This window comes from Bartonella sp. CM86QHHN, from assembly GCF_042194695.1.
In the GTDB taxonomy this organism is placed as follows: domain Bacteria; phylum Pseudomonadota; class Alphaproteobacteria; order Rhizobiales; family Rhizobiaceae; genus Bartonella.
Window position 1 is genome coordinate 19,321 of record NZ_JBHIND010000060.1, and the last position, 20,200, is coordinate 39,520.

At 39.2% G+C, this 20,200-nt stretch carries 14 protein-coding genes and 1 pseudogene; 5 read left to right on the forward strand and 10 right to left on the reverse strand.

Going from position 1 to position 20,200, the window contains the following annotated elements; translation table 11 throughout:
* Positions 1-38: 38 nt before the first annotated feature.
* The 3 genes and pseudogenes from ACFIKX_RS06045 to rpmB all read right to left on the reverse strand — a co-directional run.
* Positions 39-185 (reverse strand): annotated as a pseudogene (locus tag ACFIKX_RS06045) (HaeIII family restriction endonuclease); the annotation flags it as partial.
* A gap of 1,174 nt (positions 186-1,359) precedes the next feature.
* Positions 1,360-2,043 carry a VUT family protein gene (locus ACFIKX_RS06050; protein WP_375612236.1) on the reverse strand — a complete coding sequence of 228 codons (684 nt, stop codon included), beginning with the start codon at positions 2,041-2,043 and terminating at the stop codon, positions 1,360-1,362.
* A 120-nt stretch (positions 2,044-2,163) separates the two neighbouring features.
* Entirely contained in the window at positions 2,164-2,481 is a 318-nt protein-coding gene (gene rpmB, locus ACFIKX_RS06055; protein ID WP_375612235.1) for a 50S ribosomal protein L28, read from the reverse strand.
* 296 nt (positions 2,482-2,777) lie between these two features.
* On the opposite strand from rpmB, the gene ACFIKX_RS06060 reads away from it, so the two are divergent.
* From ACFIKX_RS06060 to ACFIKX_RS06070, 3 genes are all read left to right on the forward strand, one after another.
* A complete protein-coding gene (locus tag ACFIKX_RS06060; protein WP_375628608.1) occupies positions 2,778-3,560 on the forward strand; it encodes an SURF1 family protein in 783 nt (260 codons plus the stop codon).
* Positions 3,561-4,183: 623 nt separating this feature from the next.
* The gene (gene purH / locus ACFIKX_RS06065) at positions 4,184-5,803 is read left to right on the forward strand and encodes a bifunctional phosphoribosylaminoimidazolecarboxamide formyltransferase/IMP cyclohydrolase (protein WP_375628606.1); all 1,620 of its coding nucleotides are present in this window, start codon (positions 4,184-4,186) and stop codon (positions 5,801-5,803) included.
* A gap of 345 nt (positions 5,804-6,148) precedes the next feature.
* A complete protein-coding gene (locus tag ACFIKX_RS06070) occupies positions 6,149-6,301 on the forward strand; it encodes a DUF1127 domain-containing protein (protein WP_273790070.1) in 153 nt (50 codons plus the stop codon).
* A 927-nt stretch (positions 6,302-7,228) separates the two neighbouring features.
* Here ACFIKX_RS06070 and ACFIKX_RS06075 read toward each other — a convergent pair.
* The 3 genes from ACFIKX_RS06075 to htpX all read right to left on the reverse strand — a co-directional run bounded on the left by ACFIKX_RS06075 (position 7,229) and on the right by htpX (position 11,497).
* A complete protein-coding gene (locus tag ACFIKX_RS06075; protein ID WP_375628604.1) occupies positions 7,229-8,974 on the reverse strand; it encodes a heparinase II/III family protein in 1,746 nt (581 codons plus the stop codon).
* A gap of 64 nt (positions 8,975-9,038) precedes the next feature.
* Positions 9,039-10,403, reverse strand: coding sequence for an RsmB/NOP family class I SAM-dependent RNA methyltransferase (locus ACFIKX_RS06080; RefSeq protein ID WP_375612722.1), 1,365 nt, complete (start codon positions 10,401-10,403; stop codon positions 9,039-9,041).
* Between the two features lie 47 nt (positions 10,404-10,450).
* Positions 10,451-11,497 (reverse strand): zinc metalloprotease HtpX, encoded by a 1,047-nt coding sequence (htpX, locus tag ACFIKX_RS06085; RefSeq protein ID WP_375628602.1) that lies wholly within the window; start codon positions 11,495-11,497, stop codon positions 10,451-10,453.
* Positions 11,498-11,580: 83 nt separating this feature from the next.
* Here htpX and ACFIKX_RS06090 point away from each other — a divergent pair, with 83 nt between their 5' ends.
* Positions 11,581-11,796 carry a DUF1674 domain-containing protein gene (locus ACFIKX_RS06090; protein WP_273790074.1) on the forward strand — a complete coding sequence of 72 codons (216 nt, stop codon included), beginning with the start codon at positions 11,581-11,583 and terminating at the stop codon, positions 11,794-11,796.
* A 133-nt stretch (positions 11,797-11,929) separates the two neighbouring features.
* Here the strand turns inward: ACFIKX_RS06090 and rpsP are convergent, their stop codons facing one another.
* The 4 genes from rpsP to ACFIKX_RS06110 all read right to left on the reverse strand — a co-directional run bounded on the left by rpsP (position 11,930) and on the right by ACFIKX_RS06110 (position 15,130).
* Positions 11,930-12,304: a 30S ribosomal protein S16 gene (gene rpsP, locus ACFIKX_RS06095; protein ID WP_273787601.1), complete on the reverse strand. Its 375-nt coding sequence runs from the start codon at positions 12,302-12,304 to the stop codon at positions 11,930-11,932.
* 16 nt (positions 12,305-12,320) lie between these two features.
* A complete protein-coding gene (locus ACFIKX_RS06100) occupies positions 12,321-12,650 on the reverse strand; it encodes a chorismate mutase (RefSeq protein ID WP_273790075.1) in 330 nt (109 codons plus the stop codon).
* 24 nt (positions 12,651-12,674) lie between these two features.
* Positions 12,675-14,243, reverse strand: coding sequence for a signal recognition particle protein (gene ffh / locus ACFIKX_RS06105; protein ID WP_273790300.1), 1,569 nt, complete (start codon positions 14,241-14,243; stop codon positions 12,675-12,677).
* Between the two features lie 230 nt (positions 14,244-14,473).
* Entirely contained in the window at positions 14,474-15,130 is a 657-nt protein-coding gene (locus tag ACFIKX_RS06110) for a carbonic anhydrase (RefSeq protein ID WP_375612226.1), read from the reverse strand.
* Positions 15,131-15,404: 274 nt separating this feature from the next.
* On the opposite strand from ACFIKX_RS06110, the gene ACFIKX_RS06115 reads away from it, so the two are divergent.
* The gene (locus ACFIKX_RS06115; RefSeq protein WP_375628600.1) at positions 15,405-20,114 is read left to right on the forward strand and encodes an NAD-glutamate dehydrogenase; all 4,710 of its coding nucleotides are present in this window, start codon (positions 15,405-15,407) and stop codon (positions 20,112-20,114) included.
* Positions 20,115-20,200: the final 86 nt, after the last annotated feature.

Genomic DNA, 20,200 nt, shown 5'->3' on the forward strand with positions numbered 1-20,200 from the left:
ATTAGCAACGATTACATTTTAAAAAATTATCTCTATCATTAAACCATCGGAATTTGATGGCTAACAACCTGAGAAGATAATCCCACAAATTGAATATCGAATTTTAAAGAAGCTTCTACTTTACTGGATGCATTATGAGCTCTAAAAGAAATGCTCCAACCATCTTCAAAAATTGTAATGAGTTTGTTTTTACTTTCTGGTTATATTGCGACTGATAAAGTTTTGCTTAGAACTTTCCATTTACGACCATATCCCAGAGTACCATTCAAATTCAAAGACTGAATAATCACCTATTTTTGTCTCGATCTTGTGTTATTTCATTATATTGAAATACACGTATATAGAAAAATATCTCCACTAGACATAGCTCTAAAATGCTGCTCTCACAGAAAATATAATACCTAAACTTTCACCTTCAGTAATACAAAAAGATAAAAGTTGTATTTATTATACGAAAAAAAAGAGGATATTTTAAACACTAAGAATTTCTTTATAAAAGAATCGGCATAAATGGATTCATAGCAATTTTTCGGCAAAAATTGCTAAAGCAAGCGAAAGCCAACCTGTCCCCTAACCTTCCCAAAACAGTACTCACCACGGGTGATCTATCAACATAAGCTCCCATCTCATGGATAAAAGAAAAAATCTTTACTCACATAAAATATAAGAAAAACACGAAAAAAAATATTACTTCATTCACGAAAAAGAACACACCATTATATATCTTATCCGCACTCCTACTTTAAAGAAACATTCTTCCTTGCTTCCAAGCTTATTTCACGACAGCGCCCATATATGGCATAATGCAAAATCCAGAATCATCCTTTACTTTACAAGCTACAAGCCAAAAGCAGAATCCTACTTTCAAGTTTCCAATGTTTTCAAGATAAATCAATATACTTTCAGCGCCTAATATTGCACTTTTATTGCATTAAAGCTCTTCATAAGAAGTATTTCTTTCTCAAATGACGTTGTCCGCACGCCAATTCCTCTTATAACATAGGCAAGCAAATGATTTTTATTAACTCAATATAAGAGTATTTAAAACGCGTAAAATTTTATGATATTGGGCTCTTTCACTCAAATGAAAAATATAAGTCATCATTTTAAATCAATCTATTAATAAACATCAGTTGCAATTTCTGTCACATTGAATCATTTGTAAAAAGCATATTTAGCCCCTTCTCAAACAAATGACTTTATCTTTTCCTCACAAGAGAATTTTGAAATAAAAAAGCGTTTTGTGTTGGAGTTCTTACTTAAGTTGGTAAATGATAAAGTATCCATTATAACTAACGTGTCACACCAAGCATAGCGTACAATTTTCTTGGCTTCAGGAAAACAAAAAGACAAAAATCCTTATTTGTGACAAACAAAAGAGGAATCATCTTTTGAATGACATTGATAAAGAGGAAGCTTTACGATGTTAAGAATTGTCCCATAAGGAATCAACATCAACAGACTCATAATAATTTTTACCGAAAAATCACCAAAAGCAAGCGATAGCCAAACTGGCATGCCTATCCCTCCCAAAACAGTACTCTCCACCAGTGAACTATCTGCATACCCTGTTATCTTATCAAAAACAGCAAACGAGCTAGAAAAAGCAAGAGCAAAAAACAGCACTGTATCCAAAGCTGAACCAACCAACGCTGCTGCTAAAGGTGCTTTCCACCATGTTTTACGTCGCAAAGGAGTAAAAACCACAATATCAAGGAGTTGCCCAAATAAAAATGCAAAACTAGAAGCAAGTGCAAGCCGTGGTGTCGCCAATATCCAAGAAACAAAGACACCCGTAAAAAAACCAGCATAAACCACACGCCGCGCAGCAGATGGACCATAAAAACGATTGGTCAAATCATTGATTAGAAAAGCAAATGGATAGGTAAAAGCCCCGTAAGTCAACAGCTCATTCAAATCAAACCAATAGACAGGATATTGAACTAAAATATTAGAAGCCGTGACAGCAAGGCACATTGCAAAAATAGAAAAAACAACATACCTTTTCTTTTGCTGTTCTAATAAAAGACCGCTTGAAGACATTTTTTTTAACCTGGGATATGGAACCAATAAAATGAAACGATCAACCTGCAAAAAACTTAACTTCTAGAACAGAAAACCGAAATCAAAGCATTAATAAACCAAAAAGAATGGCGCTAACAATTATGCTGCCTGTTCAGCCTTTTGCTCACCTTCTTGCTCAGCTTTTTTCTTAATGATTTGGCGTTTTAGCAAACGCGCACGTTGCGACAACTCTTTATCGTCTGCTTTAATCAAAAAACCATCAAGACCACCGCGGTGCTCAACAGAACGCAATGCATTTGCTGAAATACGCAAGCGATAACTTTGCTGTAACACCTCTGAAATCAATGTCACATTGCAAAGATTTGGTAAAAAACGACGCCGAGTCTTATTATTCGCATGGCTAACATTATTACCATACAGAACCGTCTTCCCTGTCAATTCACATGCACGAGACATAAACTTCACCCTTAAACTCTAAGAAACTTTCAAATCCCCATACCCAAAAGACACAATGAACGCAAAACACGCGCAATGCAACCTTGAACGGGCATCATTGGGAAGTTTCTTTCTAATAGGGGGTCGACAACAAAAGGTCAAGTCTTTTATAAAACCTTTTTCATCTCTTGTTGGCTCATTTTTCATCTTTTTCCTCAATAAGGCGTGCAAATTCTGCCAAAAAGCGTACAAAATGTTTCTTTTAATATATACCATGTTAGAATAAAAGCCTATTGTCCCGAAAGGAAGCATAAATCATGAGCAAAAAAGCCCCCCCCATGACAAAGCTTCAGGGAAATTCTTGCCGTTTTTCTTCTTTTTTATTTGGAACTTTATGTATTTGTTTTTTTCTTCTCTTCAGTGCATTAGGTATATGGCAAGTACAACGGTTAAACTGGAAAACAAATCTTATCACCAGTACCAATCAGCGCATTCATTTACCCCCCATAAAAGCCCCTCCAAAAAATCAATGGTCAGATGTTACTTTTGAAAAATATGAATATCAACCTGTTATTATCACAGGAAAATTTTTAACAGATAAAAATATTTTAGTCACTGCTGCCGCTCAAAATACTACAGGCTATTGGGTTTTGACTCCCTTACAAACTGCTGATAATATACTGATCTTTATCAACCGTGGCTTTATCCCTATGGATGAACGTAACAATTTTCAAAACACAGAGCAATCGCATACAAATGCCTTATCTCAGCAAAATTCTACCACGGACACAGAACAAACAACGATTATAGGTTTATTACGCATGAGTGAAAAAAATGGATTTTTCCCGCGTAAAAATAATCCTGACAAAAATTTATGGTATACGCGCGATCTCCCCGCTATGGCACAAAAACTTGGTTTGTCCACTGTTGCCCCTTATTTCATTGATGCCAGAAAAACATCTCCACAAGCAAAACTTCCCGTCGTTGGTCTTACGATTATCCATTTTCGAAATAATCATCTCGTTTATGCAATCACGTGGTTTATTTTAGCTGCTGGTGTGTTAGGAGGTTTTCTTTTTCTGCTACGGCAAAAAAACTAAAAAAAAATACCTCTTCCATCTCAAGTAACAAAAATTTTTAGAATCTTGAAAACTGATAAAGAGAATAAAAGCCACCAACTTGCGCCTTTGTTAAATTAAAGAGCATAAGCATACAATGAACTTTATACCATCCACAAAAGATTTACGCGACACTCTTAAAAAGAATTGTCATAAACGCTTTTGAAAAACATAAAGTCAAATTTAAAAATAATAGGAAAGATAGGCACCCATTTTTACCTTTATAATTTTATATTCTTGCTTCATTAGATTATTTCCCATTTCAGAGATTACTCCAATTGATATACGCAATACTTTCGCCTTCATCTAGTATAAAGGCTAATATAGCAGAGAACATACGGATGCATTTTTTGTTTCAAAACTGCTATGAAGATGAGATATTGAGTTATAAGCAACAAAAAAATATTTAATGTCTCAATGAGACTTTTATACCTATCACCACACCTCAAATGAGAGGTTTTTACAGGATAATAGAAAAAGGTGAATCATCCTATATTCTAAAAAGACAGTTTATCCTTTCAGTGTATTTTGCTAAAGGCTTATGCTATAAACGTATAAGCGTGTTTTACTAGAATTTTAACTCTTTCATTTTTAAGGCTGCTGTTATGGGTGTTGTTGCCAAAAATTTTCCCATACCTGATCTTCATCGGGTTCATCGTGTTCTCTTTTCTGTGTCTGATAAAACGGGTGTGGTTGCTTTTGCACAAGCCCTTCATGCTACTTACAATGTTGAATTAATTTCAACAGGAGGAACAGCAAAAACCCTCATAGCGGCTGGTTTACCCGTAAAAGATGTTGCTGAAGTTACCGGATTTCCTGAAATAATGGATGGGCGTGTAAAAACACTCCATCCTTTGATTCATGGTGCTTTGTTAGGGGTAAGAGAAGATCCTAGCCATAGGGAAGCTATGGAAAAGAACAGCATTCATGGAATTGATCTTTTGGTGGTGAATCTTTACCCTTTTGAAGAGACGATCCTATCGGGAGCCGATGGGCAAACGATTCTTGAAAATATTGATATCGGTGGACCGGCGATGATTCGCGCTGCGGCAAAAAATTATGCTTATACCGGTGTTGTAACAGCGATAAAAGATTATGATTCGATTCTAGCTGAATTAAAGCAGCATAATGGATGTTTAAGCTTATCTATGCGTCATCAGCTAGCAATGCGCGCTTATGCACACACCGCTGCTTATGATACGGCAATAGCATCGTGGTTTGCAAGGGATTTAGAAATTGAAACTCCATCGTGGCAGAGTTTTTCCGGTCATCTTGAAAGTGTTATGCGCTATGGAGAAAATCCACATCAACAGGCAGCATTTTATCGCAATAATGAAAAACGTTTTGGTATTGCAACAGCAAAACTTTTACAAGGCAAAGCGCTTTCTTATAACAATCTGAATGATACAGATGCAGCCTTTGAACTTGTGGCAGAATTTGATCCGCAAAAAACCGCTGCTGTCGCTCTTATTAAACATGCCAATCCTTGTGGTGTTGCGGAAGGAGAAAATTTGAAAGAAGCTTATTTGAAAGCTCTTATGTGTGATAATGTATCGGCATTTGGTGGAATAGTTGCTTTAAATCAAACCCTTGATGAGGAATGTGCTGAAGAGATTGTTAAAATTTTTACAGAAGTGATTATTGCTCCTGATACCACAATGGCGGCACGTGAAATTATTGCCAAGAAAAAAAATCTTCGTTTGCTCATTACAGGTGGAGTTCCTGATCCACGCTGTGGAGGACTTCTTGCGAAAACACTTGCAGGAGGTATTTTAGTGCAATCACGTGATAACGTGGTAGTCGATGATCTTAAATTGCAAGTAGTGACAAAGCGGGCACCAACTCAAGATGAAATGCGTGATCTTCAATTTGCTTTTCGTGTAGCAAAGCACGTTAAATCAAATGCTATTGTGTACGCGAAAAATAGCGCAACAGTTGGAATTGGAGCCGGACAAATGAGCCGCATCGATTCAGCAAAAATTGCTGCAAGTAAAGCCGCAGAAAGTGCGCAAAGAGCAGGCTTAACAGAAACTCTCACAAAAGGATCTGTTGTTGCATCAGATGCATTTTTTCCTTTTGCAGATGGTTTATTAGCAGCAGCTGAAGCAGGGGCAACAGCAGTTATTCAACCAGGAGGCTCCATACGTGATGAAGAAGTTATCGCCGCTGCTGATGCACAGGGGTTAGCGATGGTTTTTACAGGAACACGTCACTTCCGCCATTAATAATTTTGCTGCTTTTCTTTTCGTATGAGACAAATGTTTCAAGGAATTTTTCATAATTATCGTATGACTATTGATAACTGTTGAAATGGAAGCAGTTATTCAATCCAAAGAAGCTACACGTGAAGAAGTTTATCACCGCAGAAAATGCACATAATTTAGCCATTGGTTAGGGATAAGATGTTCTTGTTGATATTTTTAATGGTTACCCTTTCGCATGAGAAAAATGTTAAAGGGACATTATCTTGTATTAGATGCATACCTGCTATGATATTATAACACAACTCTTTTTAGTAATATACTCTATTCTTAAACTAAAGAGTGTAATGAAAAGTTTGAGTAGAGGATATGAATATTCTACGTTTTTATAGTAATTGGCGCCGTTATCGTCGAACCGTTAATGCGTTAAGTCGTCTTTCAACATATGAACTCAGCGATCTTGGAATTTGTCGAGGTGATATTGATTCAATTGCACGACGTTATTCGCGTAAATCTTTATGAAAATTGTTTAAGATATTTGAGAGAATGCTTTGCTATAAAAAAGCGCGCATTTTGTGGTTTGTTATTATAACTTCATTTTTAGTATAATAACAAAGAGCAGAAGAGTTATTTTTCTCGGCCATTGTTATGTATTGTTTCTCGAATTTTCAATGCTTCTGTGATGTACAACATTTGATTTGTAATAATAATTTAGCGTTATTCATATTAAATTAGAACCCCGAATACCGTAAAATTCTTCCATTTCAAATCTGTGTATGTTGAATCAACCAAAACCATTCGCCTGCACGTTACAAGCGTGGGGAGAGCTGTATGGATAAAAGCTATTAAGAAAAGGCTAAAAATGCCTCTTATGAACTATCTCTAGTGCCAAGAGCTTATTACAAACATTGGGCACTGATAAATAGTGTGATAGTGCCGAGCTGCTCCTTCATAAGCGTAAAGATGGGGGTGCTTAATGGATTTACCGTTATACCCATCACGGGCATCGTCGCAAAATAGGCTTGGAAGCGTTAAGGGATTTTTCTTTAAAATAAGTCCGTGAATATACAATACAATAGCGCTCTGTTTTTCGTGAAGAGCGTAATCCTATTAATGCAACTCTCTCAGAGAGAAATATTGATCCCAACAGCACACTTAAAAACTTATCGAAGATAAGCAACGGCTTAATTTTCTCTCCATATCTTTAAAGGATCAAAATCCTTAACTAGTACTCATCTGTCAACAATGGTCTTTCAAAAACCTTTTTTTCTGAAGCCAATCCCTTTAGCATCACCTCATGAGATTCTATGAGCAAACCTTGCCTAAAAACATCCAACCCATACTCTAACAAAACTCTTCATGTATAAAATTGATATGATCTTCAAATTTTGAGAATATTACCACAATAAACGATAATGTTTTGCGACACGCAAAATAAAACGCAATATACTATGGGTTGGAACAATGTTCTAATTTTTTATTAAACGCTTTACGGATAAAACGCCAACGAACTTTTTCCTGAAATGCAGGACGAAAATATAAAACAATCTGTTGTGTCCGTTGTGGACCTGTTAATTCTGCAAAATCAATCGAATCTTCAAGACAAATATCTGCGTCAGGCGATATAAAATACCATATTTGTTCACTCTTCACGTTCTCATTCTTTACGGCTAAACACACACGTTTGCCATCATAGTTAACTTCAACTTGTGGATGAAGATGAAACCGAACAGCAACATGATTTTGTTCATTTTGCACACTCTTGTGTCTCTTTCCCCCTTTATTTGGCATAAAAAAGCGATCAAAACCTTCAATCGTATCTCCATTTGTCGCCAAAATAAGACCACGCTCATGAATAAGATTAAAGGGTCGCATATAACCATTATGACTCGCAATAAAACCCGTCTTCTCTGAATCCTCTATACGGCACACTTGAACGTCTGTTGGTCCATCAAACAAAAATGGCGCGCCATTTTTGTTTTTATGATAAAAAGCACCCACTGAACAATCATTAAGCGTAGCTGTTGAATGTGCTGCAGTAACACGCCCTAAATGTCGATACTCTTCCCGCCCATCAGGATTAACACCGGCATTGATAATAAAACGGTGCCCTTGTGAAGACATTTCAAAAGACAAACACCCCGAACAAGCCTGCTGTGCTACAGAGCGGGGTGGAAACTTTCCTGTATCTGCAAGCACTGTTGTTTGATTGGCTTTTAAGCGCTGAAATCCTGAATAACGGGCATAACTAAAAGGATGTCCTCCTGTTTCATCAAGCTCCAAAAGTGATGATAATCGTTCCGATACAAGGGGACCAACCCCATTAAAATGGGCCAACGTTTGATCCTCATGGATAAAGAATCGTAAAGCTGGCAACATACGCTCAACAGAATCAATCAAAATACGGGGTGCTGTTTCATTGCTACGCATAAAAAGATGCCGTAACGACAATAAATCCGATAACAAATTCAGCAAAATAACAGGACTACGGGAAATATGCCCACCATCAACTAAGATTTGACGGTAAAGCTCCTCTATAAGTGTGGTTTGTACCTTTTTTTTCACTGCCGCAGAAACAGGCAAAGCAAGAGATGCGAATGTCAAAGCTACTGCTGCTTGTAAACGTTGATCATTGTGCTCCATACTACAAATTGTTACGCGCAAATAACGAAATTGCAAACCAAGTGCACGCAAAAAGCGTTTTTCAAACCGCTCACTTGCCCCTTCTAACAACATTTTCGAATGACAAATCCATGAAATCAAGCGCCGCGCCACAACAGGACTACTCCAAGCAAGCCCTTTTACCTTCTTGCCAGCATGGTCAAACCAATCTTCTAAAAGAGAGCGTGCATGTGCAGAAGCTAAATCACTTCCTGCTGCCTCCATATGGCGCAACCAATGAAAATCATGTAGAGCCGCTTCCCATTCTAGCGTTGGTGGAACCAATGAAAACGGCGAAACAGCACCAGAGTGAACAATGTGACCAGCAAAAGCAAAACGACCATGATAAAATTCATGCGCCATCATCGGATCAGCTACATGCAAATCCATGGGATGCGCTAAAATTTTATGAGGACGAAACCCTGAAAATCGCCAACGAAACAATGGTCCAACCCATAAACGCCGCATAACATTCTGTATCGTATCGATACAGGCTGCCACTTTTACCTGAGGAGCTTTTACCGCAACCGCCAAAATTTCATCTCCATTTATGCTGAATCAAATACAATTTCGACCATTTTTGTAAATGAAGCGTTAATTAAGCAATTTTTCGTAAGCGCGCAGCGAAAAAACCATCCATTCCTAAAAATACGGTTTTCTCAGCATCAAAATTTTTATGACAAAAATCCGCAGGCGTTGTCCGTAACATCCCCCCACAAAGCAAATGTTCCAGTGCTCCCATTTCCTCTGGATAAATAGGGTCTAAAACAATGTCATTGCGTATCGATAAAATTTTCTCAATAAGATCTTCACCTTCTTCTCTTGCCAATGAACAATTGGAAAAAACAATCCGCCCCCCCTCCTTTACCAAAGAAATTGCTGCGACAAGCAAATCATATTGCAACGCCGCTAACTTGACGATATCTTCCCTCGATTTCGTCCATAAAATATCTGGATGACGACGGATTGTTCCTGTAGAAGAACAAGGAGCATCAAGAAGAACCGCATCAAAAAGCTGTGTTGAATGGAAATTTTTCACATCGCCCTGCCAAATATGAACTGAAAAATGAAGCCGTTCCATATTTTCTTTTAAACGCTTTATGCGGTTAGCAGAAAGCTCAATTGCAGTCACCTCAGCCCCTTGCAAAGCCAATTGTGCTGTTTTTCCTCCAGGGCTCGCACAAAGATCAGCAACGCGTTTACCCTCAATACTCCCAAGTAAACAAGCAGGCAAAGCTGCTGCAAAATCTTGGACCCACCAAGACCCTTCACGATAGCCTGGTAAATCAGAAACAGAACACTCCAGACGCTTCAATCGAACAGAACCATTGGGCAATACCACACCGCCAAGCCTTTCAGCCCATCCACCACTATCAGATTTCACTGTCAAATCGAAAGGAGGTTCCACACTTTGAATTGCGATAATCTGATGTACCTTTTCTGTTCCATAAGCTGATATTAAAAGCTGTCCAAACCACGCTGGCACACCTTCAATGGTAGGAACTTGTTGGCGTAAAGGCTCTGCCTCACGTGCAACATTGCGCAAAAGAGCATTCACCACCCCTGAAAAACGGCGCATTCGAGGATCAAGTTTCGCCACACGCACAGCTAAATCAATAGCCGCATGATCGGGAATATCAAGATAAAGAATTTGTGCAACACTGATATGCAAAAGATGCTGAAGTGAAAGTGCTTGTGAAGGCAAAGGACGCGCCAAAAAGCGTGAGAGAGCCGCCATAATCTGCCCTCGATGACGCAATGAAGCTGTTAAAATAGCCCGACATAACAAACGATCTCGTTGTGAAAGCTTCAAATATTGTGGATGTCCGTGTTCATTATCCGTCAAACCAGACAGAGGCGTGTACTTATCAACTACCGCCCCCAAAAGACGCACACACACCTGTCGAACAGCTAATCCTGGAACATTTTTTTCAGACACATGCCCCGCTTTTTTGTGTTTCAAAACACCACCTTTATATCACAGTTTTCTCAAGAGCTCTCTCAATAATTCTATGAACGAGATCTTTTTGAATTTTCATAACGAAGCCAAGAAGGACGTTTTGTAACACGCTGAAAAGAACTGTTTTCTTGCTCACCTAATGCATGAGCCTGACCACTATGAAAATCTCCATAATTCATCCCGCTGCTTTTTTCATGTATAGCGTCTTCTTTATTCCATCCCACACTTTTGGCAAGAGCCCCTTTCATCTCTTCTGCTTGCCGATAAAGAGCAGCGATACGATTTGCAGTTGCTGGATGTGTCGAAAAAAGACTATCCGCTCCCTCACCGCTCAAAGGATTAATAATAAACAGATGCGCGGTTGCTGGATTATGCTCTGCTTCTTCATTATATACCCCACGTCCCCCATCAGCAATCTTACGCAATGCCGAAGCCAACCATAAAGGATTACCACATATTTCAGCCCCTCTACGATCCGCAGCATATTCCCGTGTACGGCTAATCGCCATTTGCACCAGCATCGCTGCAAAAGGCGCCACGAGCAATGCAATAAATCCTCCAATTGCCCCAGCGCCATGAGAATCTTCTGAAGAATTACGCTGTCCTCCCATAAAGAAAGCAAAATTACCAAGCATCGAAATTGCCCCTGCAATCGTTGCGGTTAGAGTCATTGTTAACGTATCACGATGCTCAATATGTGCGAGCTCATGCGCCATAACGCCGGCAATTTCCTCAGCGCTTAACCGCTCTAACAACCCAGTACTTGCAGCAACAGCTGCATTTTGCGGATTACGTCCCGTCGCAAAAGCATTTGGCTGTGCATTCTCAATAACATAAACCTTTGGTTGAGGAAGAGAAGCTTTTTTAGCTAAATCGCTTACAATCTTATAATAAACTGGTGCTGAATGCTGATCAACTTCACGCGCCCCGTACATGCGTAAAACGATTTTATCTGAATTCCAATAAGAAAAAAAGTTTAAACCACTTGCCATCAAAAGAGCAATGACCATGCCACCGCCCCCTCCAACAAGATAACCAACTCCCATAAAGAGAGCAGTTAAAAAAGCCAAAAGCATAGCTGTACGCATTATATTCATTACTCAAAAAACTCCATGATAAAAGTCAATCAATACTATATGATGGTGTTTTCTTTCTGCTTCTTCAATGGAATAGGTGTAAAATGAATAAAAAAGATGAGAAAACAAGCAAAAAAAATGCAACTGTCGTTAAACAGCAATCTCTTTCTCCCGCAGCACAACGCGCCCTTAAAGAAGCTGAAGAAAGACGAAAACGCGCAGCAAAAAAGGAACAACCTTTAGAAAACGGCGGACGCGGCGGCAAAGACCCTTCCCGCTATGGAGACTGGGAAATTAAAGGCCGCGCCATTGATTTTTAAAACCATTGATTAAAAAAAACGGCGCAATTTAAACAAGCAGCTTTTTAATGAAAATCCGTTTTTGATAGACAAAAACGGATAATATTTATTTTTCTAAAGCTTTTAAAACACATTGATTAAACAACCATGCTTCTTATGCTGAAGCAGATTCTGCTTCAGCCGCTGCCGCTGCTTCTTCTGCTGCTTGCTTTGCTGCTGCTATACGTTCTTGTGCTTTTTTACCCGGTTCACCTTTATGTGGATTATTACGAGTTGGACGCTTTTTCAAGCCAGCTGCATCTAAAAACCGTAAAACGCGATCTGTTGGTTGAGCCCCTTGCCCAAGCCAATATTGGATACGTTCTTCATTAAGTTTCACCCTCGGTCCATCTTTAGGCAACATTGGATCCCATGCACCAACACGTTCAAGAAACCGCCCATCGCGCGGACTACGAACATCTGCAACGACGATATGATAGTAAGGACGTTTTTTTGAACCTCCACGGGACAAACGAATTTTCAATGCCATATTTTATCTCCTATTGTCAGCTCTGGCTTTCGTTTAAATTGACTTTTTTTGTTTTTTGCTCTTCAGCAATAACTTCATGATGACTCACAACTTCTTTAATAATAAATTTTAAAAATCTTTCAGCAAAATCAGGATCAAGATCACTATCCATAGCCAATTGCCGCAAACGCGCTACCTGATATTGCTCACGCAGAGGATCTACTTTAGGTAAATCATAACGCGCTTTTAAGCGCCCAACAGCTTTCGTACAACGAAACCGCTCTGCTAAGATATGAATCAAAGTTGCATCAAAATTATCAATGGATGCTCGTAAATGTGCCAATTCGTTTAATACTGTTTCCTGCATTATATTCCTTTCCCTCTTTACATCTTATTTTTTCTTAGGATGCTGAGGAAAATTTCCCCCATCGACAATGCCATTGGAAAGACCAGGAAATGTAGGTCCACGCTTAGGAAGTCCGGGCAAGAGCTTCCCTCCATTACCATTTTCAATTTGCTTTTGAAGCGTTGAGAATTGCTTTGGATCCAATCCCGACAAATCCGGCATAGCTGGAGAATCCCCTCCCAAGTTTCCCATACCACCAAAACCCATTTTGGAACCAAGGCCTCCCAACATCTTTCCCATAAAACCACTTTTTCCTTTACCACCCATGGCTTTCATCATATCAGCCATTTGGCGATACATCTTCAAAAGTTTATTAATATCAGCCGCTGTCGTACCAGACCCCTTAGCAATTCGTTGTTTGCGGCTATGTTTTAAAAGCTCTGGATTCGCCCGCTCTTTGGGTGTCATAGATGAAATAATGGCCAATTGACGATCAAACAAACGATCATCAAACCCCGCAGCCGCAATCTGCTCTTTGACCTTCCCCATTCCTGGCAACATGCCCATAATACCGCCCATTCCACCCAGTTTTTTCATTTTCTGCAACTGTTCTGCAAGATCATTCAGATCAAATTTTCCGGCTTGCATTTTTTTTGCAAAAGCAGCAGCTTTCTCATGATCCATTGTTTCAGCAGCTTTTTCAACCAAAGAAACAATATCCCCCATTCCGAGAATACGATCAGCAATACGACTGGGATGGAATTCTTCTAAAGCATCTATTTTTTCACCAGTTCCAATTGCTTTAATTGGTTTACCTGTAACAGCACGCATAGAAAGAGCAGCGCCACCACGCCCATCACTATCCATACGTGTTAAAATAATCCCCGTAATCCCTACACGCTCATCAAAAGAACGAGCAAGATGAACGGCATCTTGCCCCGTCAAACTATCAGCCACCAACATAATCTCATGAGGAAGGGAACATGCTTTAATTTCAGCCAATTCGAGCATCAAAGCTTCATCAATATGATTACGTCCTGCTGTGTCAAGAAGAAGCACGTCATAACCACCTAATTTAGCAGCCTGCACGGCACGTGATGCAATATCAACGGGCAGCTGACCCGCAATAATAGGCAAGCTTGCAAGTTTTGCCTGCTCTCCCAATTGGCGCAATTGCTCCTGTGCAGCGGGACGGCGTGTATCTAATGACGCCATGAGAACTTTTTTATTGTGCTTATCAGTAAAACGTTTTGCAAGCTTTGCTGTTGTAGTTGTTTTTCCAGAACCTTGCAAACCAGTCATCATGATAACAACTGGAGCTGGTGCATTTAAATCACTCAGAACGCTTTCATTTCCAAGAATATGAACCAATTCATCATGAACAATTTTAACCACCATTTGGCCTGGTTTAATTGATTTAACGATTTCGGCCCCAACAGCTTTTTCCCGAACTCTATCGGTAAAAGAGCGCACAACATCAAGAGCAACATCAGCTTCCAATAAAGCGCGACGAATTTCACGCAGCGCCTCTACAACATCCTGATCCGATAAAGCGCCACGTCCCGTCAAATGAGACAGGATAGAACCAAGTCGCTCTTGCAAGGATTCAAACATCATTTACCTCATTGTTGCATAACAAACAAACCAAAATAGCATCCGAGAACGCATCGCGCCGTCGGATGTTGACCTCTGAGATCTCTTTATACCCTTAAACCGGGGTCTCAGTCGGTGGCTCCAAGTTAATTTTGTCACTGAAAGCTTGCTCCTTCAAACAATAAAACCCCAGCTTTGTCAAGTTTTATCATAAAATATCTTTTTATACGAAGAAATAAAAACAACAAATACTATACTTCAAAACTTTCAACTTCAACACGCATAAAACAACCTGTTTCCTGTTCCATGCTCCATAATTTTCCGCTAGAGATATCAAACCAAACCCCATGCAATGTCAAAAAACCTTGATCTTTGCGAAGCTTTATCCACGGAAACGTCTCTAAATTTCTCAACGAATGGCGAATAGAAAGCTGCTCTAATGCCGTCTGTTTTTCTGGCCAAGACAGCGACTTATTATTCAAAACGATTTCTGCTGCTGGTGCTAAAAGACTGATCCATTGACCGATAAAATCATTTGATAATAAAGATTTATATGTCTCATTAAGAGCAGTACGAATGCCTCCACAATGGGCATGACCAAAAACGACAATATGTCTCACCTCAAGCAATTGCACAGCATATTCAAGAGCTGCTGATGTTGCGTGATATTGGTCATCAGGAGAAAAAGGAGGAACCACATTCGCCACGTTGCGCAGAGTGAAAATTTCCCCTGGCTTAGCATCAAAGATCATTTCTGGTACTGCACGCGAATCACAACAAGCAATGACCAAAACTTCAGGTTTCTGCCCCTCAATCGCCAATTGCTGATAATCTGCTATTTTATATAAAAAATGATTGTTTATAAAGTTTTGGTAACCACTTAAAAGTCTTTCTGGTAAATGCGCCATTCTCTCTTTACTTTTGCTTCTTTTTTTACTTTCATTTTGTATATTTTAAAAAACAAACTATTAACATACAAAAATACTAAAAGCGCCCTTTCCTTGAAGCAAAATATTTCTTTAAAGTACAAAATATTACTAAAAATAGCAAAAACAAACTCATTCTTTCCAAATAAAGAGCTATTTTCTTCAGAAAGAAGGTGTTACAGTATATAAAAAATATAATGGTCTGCTTTTAAAAAGAGAAGAAAAGACCCCTTAAGAGCAAAAAGGGAGAGTGAATGTGTTGCAACAAAAAAAAACAGAAACAAAAAACACCCAAGATAAAATAGAACAAATCCTTTTTGCCCAAACCGATAAAGAAGATATTGCTTATTATGAAAATGAAGAACTTCAAAAAGCCACAGCCATCGCGGTAAAAGCTTTTAATCTCCATCAGACGGGAAAAAATACCATCTGCTTTGAGCAAAATTTAACCTGTAGTAACAGACCTATAACCGTTATCACGCTTGTCAATGATAACAAACCCTTCCTTCTCGATTCTATTTTAAATGTTTTTAATCAACACAAAAACCATATCTATTTGATTGCACACCCCATTATTGATTGTGTTTCTGGAAAACGCATCAGTCTGATGCAAATTCACATCGAGTCATTAAACAAACAGCAAATACAAAAACTTGAAAATGAACTCACCTTAGTTCTTGAACAGGTTAATGCTGCTGTACAAGACTGGAAACCTATGCTTGAAGAAGTTGAAAAGCAGATTCATGCCTACCAAATAAGTCTTCCCCCACACTACAAACAAGAAGGCGAAAAAGCCATTGAGTTTCTTCACTGGCTAATGGACGATAATTTTATTTTCCTTGGTATGCGCACTTACAACTTCATCAAAGACCAAAAACCCCTAAAATCCTTTACAGCGAGTAATATTGAACTTGGTATACTCACGGATGCTTCTATTCATATTGTTGACGATAAAAGTATGAAAGAACCTCCTCAAGAAGTTTTATCCTTCATGGAAAGCGATAATCTGTTTATCGTGACAAAAGCGAACAGCCGCTCCAAAATTCACCGTTCTGTTTGGCTCGATTATATTGGTCTTAAAATCTTTGATAAAGAAAACCAACTCTGTGGAGAATTACGCATTGTAGGGCTTTTTACCTCCTCAGCTTATACACGTTCTATTTTGCAAATTCCTTTCTTAAAAGAAAAAGCCCGAACTATTATTCAACGTCTTGGACACAATCACGCCGATTATTCAGGAAAAGCACTCATCAGTGCTTTAGAAACCTATCCAAGAGATGAAATGTTTCGCTCTGATGTTGATACATTGACAGAAAACACTAAGCTTATTCTACAATTAGATGAGCGCCCACGTTTACGGGTTCTTGCCCACACTGATTCTTTTGGACGCTTTGTTTCTATCCTTGTCTACGTACCGCGTGACCAATATAGCAGCAGCCTGCGTGAAAAAGTTGGCGAACATTTTGTTGAGCTTTATAAAGGTGACTTTTTTGAATCTTATCCGCTATTTTTGGAAAGCACCCTTATACGTGTCTATTATATCATCCATCGCAAAGGAAACGAAACTGTTCCCCTTCACGAGCGCTCCACACTTGAACAACATGTACGTTCGATTGCACGAAGTTGGGAAGACAGGGTTCAAGCCATCGCTCTTAACAAGAAAATAACAGAGCAACAAACACGTCTAGCCAGTGAATTCCCCAACAGCTATCGTGATTTATTTTCAGCTGAAGACGCTATTAACGATGCCGGACATATTCTAAGTCTTCATGATGAAAAGCCCCTTTTCGTGATCTTTTATCACGCACAAAACAAAGAAAAACAGTGCATTTCTCTTCGGCTTTTTCACCGTCATGAAGCACTTGCCCTTTCCAAACGTGTACCACTCCTTGAAAATATGGGGTTTCGCGTTATTGCTGAACAAACCCTTGAATTACCAGATGGCAATGGGCGCTCTGTGTATCTTCATGATATGCAGCTAGAAAGTACTTTCCAACGCTGTATCGATTTTGAAAAAGACGGTCAAAAACACGCCGAAACCTTTGAAGCCATTTGGGCACAAAATGCTGATAATGACGGCTTTAATGCTCTCACCCAAACAGCTGAGCTTGATTGGCATGAAATTGTTATTTTGCGCCATTATGGGCGCTATCTCCAACAAGCTGGAATTCCTTATTCGCAAGATCGCGTTGCCCAAACTTTAAATGCTTATCCTAACATTACCCAAGATCTTTATGCTTTATTTCATTTAAAATTTCATCAAAGCCATACAGAAAAAGAACGAGAAAAAAACCAACAAGTCATTCAAAAGCGCATTGAAGAAAAATTACGGAAAGTCTCTGGTTTAGATGATGATCTCATTTTACGCCGTTATTGTAACCTTATCGAGGCGAGTTTACGAACGAATGCCTTTACGCCTCTTCCTGATGGAAGTCCACGGCGTATTTTAGCCACCAAATTAAATCCGCGCCAGATTGAAGGTTTGCCTGAACCGCGCCCTTACCGAGAAATTTTTGTTTATGGACCAGAAGTTGAAGGGGTCCATTTGCGTTTTGGACCTATCGCTCGTGGCGGAATTCGTTGGTCTGACCGTGCATTAGATTATCGCACCGAAGTGCTTAGCTTAGTCAAAGCCCAACAAGTTAAAAATGCGGTTATCGTTCCTGCAGGTGCAAAAGGTGGATTCTATCCCCATCGGCTTCCCCAAACAAATGACCGTGCTGTCATCATAGAAGCAGCACGACAAGCTTATACAGACTTTATCACAGCTTTGCTCTCCATTACAGACAATCTGATTAACGGCAAAATAAGTTCTCCCCACAATGTCATCTGTCATGATGACCCTGACCCCTATTTTGTTGTTGCGGCGGACAAAGGAACAGCAACTTTTTCTGATACAGCCAACGCCATCAGCCAAGCAAACCACTTTTGGCTTGATGATGCTTTTGCCTCTGGAGGTTCAGCAGGTTACGACCACAAAGACATTGGTATTACAGCTAAAGGTGCATGGGAAGCCGTCAAAAGACATTTTAGAGAATCATTTAATCACGATATTCAAACAACGCCCTTCACCTGTGTCGGTGTTGGCGATATGTCTGGTGATGTCTTTGGCAATGGAATGCTGCTTTCCAAACAAACAAAATTGATTGCCGCTTTTGATCACCGCGATATCTTTATTGATCCAGATCCGAACATAGACGAAAGCTATGTAGAGCGTACGCGTCTCTTCAGACTACCTCGCTCAAGCTGGCAGGATTACGATAAAACCAAATTATCAAAGGGCGGTGGTATCTTCTCACGAAAAGAAAAAACCATTACTCTCTCACCTGAAGCAGCACAAGCCATTGGTTTCGAAAAACAAACAGGAACACCCTTTGAAATTATCTCTGCTCTTCTCAAAGCCCCTGTTGATCTTTTATGGTTCGGTGGCATTGGTACTTATATCCGCGCAACAACCGAAAACGATGCCCAAGTAGGTGATCGTGCAAATGATGCAATACGCATTACCGGAGAACAAGTGCGTGCAAAAATTATTGGTGAAGGAGCTAATCTTGGTGTTACACAACGTGGACGGATTGAATATGTCTTAAATGGTGGTCGATGCAACACGGATGCCATTGACAATTCTGCTGGTGTGAATTGTTCTGATATTGAGGTCAATCTCAAAATTGTTCTTGCATCAGCACTACGTGCCAAAACGTTAACCCGCGAAGAACGCAATAAGCTCTTGAAAAAAATGACGCCTCAAGTCGAGCAACTTGTCTTGCGCAACAATTATCTACAACCTCTTGCGCTTTCTTTGGCGGAAAACCAAAGCACTACTGATTTGCCCTATCAAATACGCTTTATGCACGATTTAGAACAAAAAAAGCTTCTAGATCGTAGAGTTGAAATACTCCCTGATGAGCAAATTTTACGACAAAGAACAACCCAAGGCAAAGGTCTTCTCCGTCCAGAACTCGCCGTTATTTTTGCCTATGCTAAATTGACCTTAAAAGAAGAAATTGCTAATAGCCCCATTGTTGATGATCACTATTTCAATACAGCCCTGCTGAACTATTTTCCAACCCAAATTCAAGAAAATTTTAAGAAGGAAGTTATTAACCATCAATTGCGTCGTAATATTATCGCAACGCTGATTGCCAACGATATTGTAAATCGTGGAGGCCCCACTTTTGTTAATAGACTACACGATGCAACAGAACAAAAGACTGAAAATATTATTCGCGTTTTTATTGCCATCCGCGATGGTTTCGAAATTCCTCAATTGTCTGAGCAAATTGATAAGCTTGATAATAAAATACCCGGTCTTGTCCAAAATAAATTCTACGCAACAATGACCCCAATGCTCTTTGAAACAACCAATTGGGGTTTGCATAACATAGATCTCTCACGTCCATTAGAAGAAATTGTAAAAACAATAAAGCAAGCCCGTAGCATTATTGAAAAAGAGCTTATGCATTCTCACGACAACGATATTAAGCAAAAGATTGAAGAAAAAGCATTACACTACAGCGAAGAGGGAGCACCAAAAGCATTAGCGAAACAATTAGCTCTCTTGGAAGCTGCTTCAACAATCTGTGATATTTCTTTAATTGCAAAAAAAAGCAACAGTGATCTTATTAAAACCGCAGAGATCTACTTTTCACTTGCGCAAATCATTCGTATAAACCGTATTAACGAAGCAATTCGTATAATCCCTGTAGTAGATTATTATGATAGTATGGCTTTAAGCCAAGCCAAAGAAAATGTTTCTGAAAGCTTTCGGCAAATCGTTATGAAAATTCTCAAAAATTATGGAAAGAAAAAAGATCCTTTTGACACTTGGAAAAAAACAGAAGAAGATCATATTCACAACATTACAAACCGCATTAGCGCCCTTATTGAAAATGATCTCAATATTTCTCGTTTTACTTTTGCAGCAGGATTGATTTCTCAGCTTCAAAATATTGGCTTTCAAACCTAAAGTAAATACAAAATGACCCACTCAATCTCCCGTTCTATCCCACCACCACAACAAACTAACAAAAATAGAGAGCGGGAGTTTGCATT